Annotated in this window: 5 protein-coding genes; 4 read left to right on the top strand and 1 reads right to left on the bottom strand. The window is 47.6% G+C overall.

The features are described 5' to 3' along the window. Positions 1-847: 847 nt before the first annotated feature. Together FJZ26_03975 and FJZ26_03970 are read left to right on the top strand one after the other, a co-directional pair. Complete coding sequence (locus FJZ26_03975) at positions 848-1,435, top strand: nucleotidyl transferase AbiEii/AbiGii toxin family protein (GenBank protein ID MBM3229565.1); 588 nt, start codon at positions 848-850, stop codon at positions 1,433-1,435. Next, a complete protein-coding gene (locus tag FJZ26_03970) occupies positions 1,432-1,959 on the top strand; it encodes a hypothetical protein (protein ID MBM3229564.1) in 528 nt (175 codons plus the stop codon). The genes FJZ26_03975 and FJZ26_03970 overlap by 4 nt, the downstream gene beginning before the upstream one ends. A 114-nt stretch (positions 1,960-2,073) precedes the next feature. Here the strand turns inward: FJZ26_03970 and glyS are convergent, their stop codons facing one another. Next, complete coding sequence (gene glyS / locus FJZ26_03965) at positions 2,074-3,606, bottom strand: glycine--tRNA ligase (protein MBM3229563.1); 1,533 nt, start codon at positions 3,604-3,606, stop codon at positions 2,074-2,076. A 248-nt stretch (positions 3,607-3,854) separates the two neighbouring features. Between glyS and FJZ26_03960 the strand changes: the two genes are divergently transcribed. After that, positions 3,855-4,823, top strand: a complete 969-nt coding sequence (locus FJZ26_03960; protein ID MBM3229562.1) for an NOP58 family protein — start codon at positions 3,855-3,857, stop codon at positions 4,821-4,823. 64 nt (positions 4,824-4,887) lie between these two features. Next, positions 4,888-5,203 (top strand): metallophosphoesterase (locus tag FJZ26_03955; protein MBM3229561.1); only part of this gene is annotated, 316 nt, incomplete at its 3' end.

The raw sequence follows: 5,203 nt of genomic DNA, 5'->3' as shown, positions 1-5,203 counted from the left end.
TTTAAGCAAGGCAAGCCAGGAAGACTCACCACATGCAAAAATATACGACAATGCACTTGACAAGGCATTTGCAATTTGCCTGAAAGAGGGCGGTCTTTTTAACACACTTAGGGGCGTAAATCTTCTTGGCGTGCCGGCAAATGTGAAAACTTTCATGCTGTCTGAATACACAAGCAAACTTGAGCGTGCCGCAAAAACCCCACTTGAAAAAATAGCTAAGGCAGCACAAAAAGGCAGGACAAATTCCCTAAGCCCAATAAACCAGAAAAAATTGGAACAAATCTCAAGATTGGCGGACGACCTTTCAATAATCGTTAGTCTATCAAATGAGCAAAATTCAGTATTTTATAATATTAATATCCAAGGCAGCGATAAAGCCAAGAAACTTGTCGAAGAGCTGCGCTCTGTGATAAACGCCATTTCAGAGGTGGTGCGCGCAAAGCCTGCACGTGAAATTATCAGGGCTCACAAGCATGCAACTACAAACAAAGGCGGCAAGCCACAATTTTTGCTTCCAAGCGTTAGATTACCTGTAAAGTAAGAAATCGGCAAAAAATAATCCAGGCCAAGATAATTTTGAATTAGGGGAGGCAAAGCAAGAAAAAATATTACTTTTCTTTCTTAAAGCGAATCTAGTTTAACTTTTCTTTGCCCTTCACTTCATCATGGTCTTTCCCTATTTTGCCTTTTTATTTTTGATTATAACACATGCTCTTATCTTGTTTGCTCCAGATGTCCATTTTGGTCATCTAGTATCAAGACACTCTCAGTGGTTAGTTGTTTTTGCTAGGTCTGAATAATTCAGTTCTAGTGCAAACAGGCTTTTAAACTTTTTTGTGCAAATAACATCGTGGAAAATGTCTTCCAGCGCAAATACAAGCTTGCTACCGCAATACTCTCAGATGTTGCGGATTGTGCCAATTGCAAGCTTATCCTGGTCGGAGGCACGGCGCTTGCGCTTTTCTACTTGCAGCATCGGGTGAGCGTGGATCTTGACTTTGTGCCTGTTTCCGGGGATGATGCGAAACTCAAGGAAGAGCTGAAGGGATGTCTTTCTAAGAAGGGTTACCGCGCTCAAAGAGGGGCATTCACAAACCAGTTTGTTGTGCAATCAGAAAATGCGAGTGTCAAAGTTGAGGTTTTCACTCCAGATGAAAATATCGAAAAAACGGAAAAGCGCATTTTTGGCGGTAGGGAAATCCTAGTTGCATCTTTAGATGATTTGCTCAGCATGAAATCAGGCACCTATTCTCGGCGCAAAAAAGCGCGCGACCTTTTTGACGTGGTTGCCATCCTTCTAAATACTGGCAATGGCTTATCGCGTGCCGAACAAATGGTAAAGGAGCACGGCATCCCGGAAGATGAAGCAGAACTTCTGGACATGGTTCCTGATGAAAAAGTGCTTCAAGCTTTCAACAAGGTGATTAATAAATGAAAATCATTCCCGGGCAGTCAATAAGTTTCATGCAGTTGTTTTCCCAAGGAATTCCAAAGAGGGAAATCTTGGACATGGCAAAGAATCTTTATTTATTTCCAACCCCCTTCAAGGGCATCTATTATGTCCCAAGCAACGATGAACGGCGGGGGTGGCTTGTGGAAAAGCCCCCCGTTGCAATGCGCCAGGCAATGGGCATATACCTTAGCACAAGCAAGTTTTACTATTCTTGCGCAACTGCCGAGGAATTCCACGGCATCTCCTGGCATCCATCTTCCGAATTGCACGTTGTTAATTCTGTGCGCTCGGGAAAAATTGACTTGCAGGTTCGCATAGGCCGAAACAGGCTCAAGAAGACCTGGAGGGCAAAGCAGGTGGCGCGCATACTTGAATTTTTCCCAGGCATTATCATCTTCCACAAGGTGCCAAGCATCGATGGCGCAAAATTCAAGGACACGCCTTACGGAAGGTTTGCAACTCGCAGCCAGATTCGGATTGACAAAAAGAGATTCAGGGAAAAGTAGCTTCTGGATTTGCAACCTGCTTTTATCTTACGGCTTTTTAGCCTAGCCTTATTTTCCCCAGGTTTGCGTTGTCCTCGCCTTTCCCTCGGTTTACTTACGCTATTCCTATTTTGCCTAACTTATTTTTACTTTGCCGCTTTTCACATTTTGCCTGATTATTTCGGCAAGGTCAAGAATTTTCAGCCGCTCCTGCGCCCCGTCGTTTCTATAGCGGACTGTGACTGTGCCGTCTTCAAGGGTCTGATAATCAACTGTCAGGCAGTAAGGAGTCCCGATTTCATCGGCCCGCGCATACCTCCTGCCAATGCTTCCAGACTCGGAATACATCACATCATAGCCCAGGCTTGCGCGAAGCAACTGGACAACTTCCTTGGCTTTTTCAGCCAATCCATCCTTTTTCATCAAGGGGAAAACTGCAACTGTGAAAGGGGCAATGTGGGGCGGGAAGTCAAACCACTCCCAGTCTTTTTCTTTGGATTTGTCCCTAAAGCAGTGTTCAAGAATGCACCAAAACAGCCTGTCAACACCAAGGGACGGCTCAACAACATGCGGCATCACCTTTGCCTTTTCCTCCTCCACAAAAACCGACAGGTCTGTGCCAGACATCTTTGAGTGCGCAGACAGGTCATAGTCTGTCCTGTAGGCGTTTCCAATAGTTTCAATTATTCCGTACGAAGTTTCTACCTCCATGTCAAAATTGCCGCCAGAATAGTGCGGTGTTTCAGCTGCCCCAAGCTTTCTCATCCAGAACTTTTCATACGGCAGGCCGAGGGACAAATAAAACTCAAATTCCTTGGCAATAAAATACGCAAGTATCTGGTTTGGAATTGTGCCGTCAGACAAAAAGCCGCCTGCCGTTCCCTCTTTTGCTGCCTTGCCATCCAGTGCAATCCTAATCTTAGTGTCCTTATACTTCTCAAATCCCTCAATTTGAGGGCTTTTCGGGTTGAAAAAATACTCGATTTCCATTTGCGTGAACTCGCGCAGCCTGACTAGGCCCTGGCGCGGGGAAATCTCGTTTCTGAATGATTTTCCAACCTGCCCTATGGCAAGGGGCAGCTTGCCGCCATAATTCCTGAAAATCCGCGGAAAATCAAGGAAAATTCCCTGGGCCGTTTCAGGCCTTGCATACGCTGTATTGCCTTCAATGGGTCCGATATTTGTCTGGAACATGAGATTGAACCAGCCGACGCCTTCAAATTCCCCGCCGCACTGCGGGCATTTCACGCCAATCTCCCTTATCTTTTGCTCTAGCTGCTTTGGGTTGAGCCCCTCAAGGATGCCTTCCTGCGCCCCATCTCCCTGCGTCAAACCATCCTTTCCAGCCTTTTTTCTTGCCTCCTCAATGAGGTGGTCTGCCCTAAACCTGTTCTTGCACTTTGCGCAGCCGACAAGCGGGTCTGCAAAATTTGCAGCGTGGCCAGATGCCTTGAGCACAATTTCAGGCAGTATCTGGGCAGTTTCTACTTCCAGAAAACCGTCCTGCTTCAAAAATTGCCGCCTCCATTGCTCCTGTATCTTATGCTTGAGCAGCACTCCTGCCGGCCCATAATCGTAAAACCCGGATGTCTGCGTGTAGACCTCGTTTGAGGGCAGCAAGAATGAGCGCTTTATCGCAATTTCCATCAACTTTTGGAACAACGGCATTTAAACACACCTTTAGGAGCAAACTGCACTTGGGTTGTCTTTTGGCCTTGCAGCGTTCTGGCTTCCTTGTTGGTTTTTGCTGCTGCAAACTAATTAAATATGCTTATAAGCCCCTAATGCCAAATATCAGACCTGTTTGCGGGTAAATTCAGGCATGAATGCAGAGTTGAATGCAGAGGTAAACACAGACTCGCGTTTGCCAGGGTTTATTATCTTGATTTCTAGTTGTGTTTTTAGGGTGATTCAAAATGGTTGACCAAAGGCGTTATCTTGAAAAGGCAAAGCTTGCAGTCAAATCGGCTTTGGTAAAGCGCGACAACCTGCTTGCCTTCACCGTAGCCTCTATAGAGGACATTAATAAGACAGCCAACCTGCTTTTTGAGCGGATGTCTGAGTGGTATGGGGTATATTTCCCTGAGCTGAAGATTTCAGAGCCGCAAAAATTCTGCGAGTTTGTGGTTGCGTTTGACAAAAACGAGCCAAGCGAGTCCGCCCTTCGCCCTATTGTCGGCGAGCGGGCGGTTGAATTTGCCCAAAAGGCAAAATCCAGCATGGGCATACAGCTGGAAAAACCGGACTTGGACGAAATCCAGGCACTTGCAAGGCAGATTCTTGGCCTCTATTCGCTTCGCGAGGAGCTTGAGACCTACCAGCAAAGCCTTGTGTCAACCCTTGCCCCAAACGTTTCGTACCTGTGCGAGCCTGCACTTGCCGCAAAGCTGGTTGCCTCTGCAGGGGGCGTCGACAAGCTTGCCTTGATGCCTTCAAGCACAGTCCAGGTCCTTGGCGCTGAAAAGGCCCTGTTCAAGCACCTTCGCTCAGGCTCTGCCCCGCCAAAGCACGGCATCATTTTCCAGCACGCGCTCATCTCATCATCACCGCGCTGGTCAAGGGGCAAAATCGCCCGCGCGCTTGCGACAAAAATCGCAATAGCGGCAAAAGCTGACAGCTTTACAAAAAACTTCATAGCAGAAAAACTGAAGGAAACATTCGAGGCGCGCGCAAAGGCCGTGCTTGCGCAAAAGCCTCCAGAGCCAAAGCCCCAGCAGCAAGCCGCACAGGGCAGTAAACCGATGGGCGGCGGATTTTCAAGAGGCGGCGGCTTTGGTGGCAACAGGTTTGGCCAAAACAGGGGCCCTGGACAAGGCGGCAGGGATGGAGGCCAGGGCAAGGGCGGGTTTGGGAAAGGCAAGCCTGGCTTTAAGCGCAGATGGTAGCTTGTAATCGAGTTGCCAGGAATTTTGCTTTTGGCAAGCAGGTTTTCCAAATCGGTGAATTCAGATGAAGCTTCTTGCAATTGCCGATTTGCACGCAGAGGAAGAAGTCCTCGACAGGCTGCGCATGCACGCAACCAAGGGCAATTATGGCTTTATCCTGGTTGCAGGGGACATAACAAACAGTGAAGGCCCGGTTTCATATGCACTTGAGCTAATAGAAATACTTGGAAAGCAGGCCTATTACGTTCATGGGAACAACGACAATTTGCAGGTCCAGCATGCCCTTGAGTCAACCGGCAGGTCTGTCCATGCAAGAAAGACTAAGATTGGGAAATGGAATCTGGCAGGATTTGGCGGGAGCAACAAAACCCCTTTTGCAA

The organism is Candidatus Parvarchaeota archaeon, assembly GCA_016866895.1.
Taxonomy (GTDB): domain Archaea; phylum Micrarchaeota; class Micrarchaeia; order Anstonellales; family VGKX01; genus VGKX01.
Note: the sequence above shows the minus strand (reverse complement) of the source record. Positions and strands in the feature narration are given on the sequence as shown.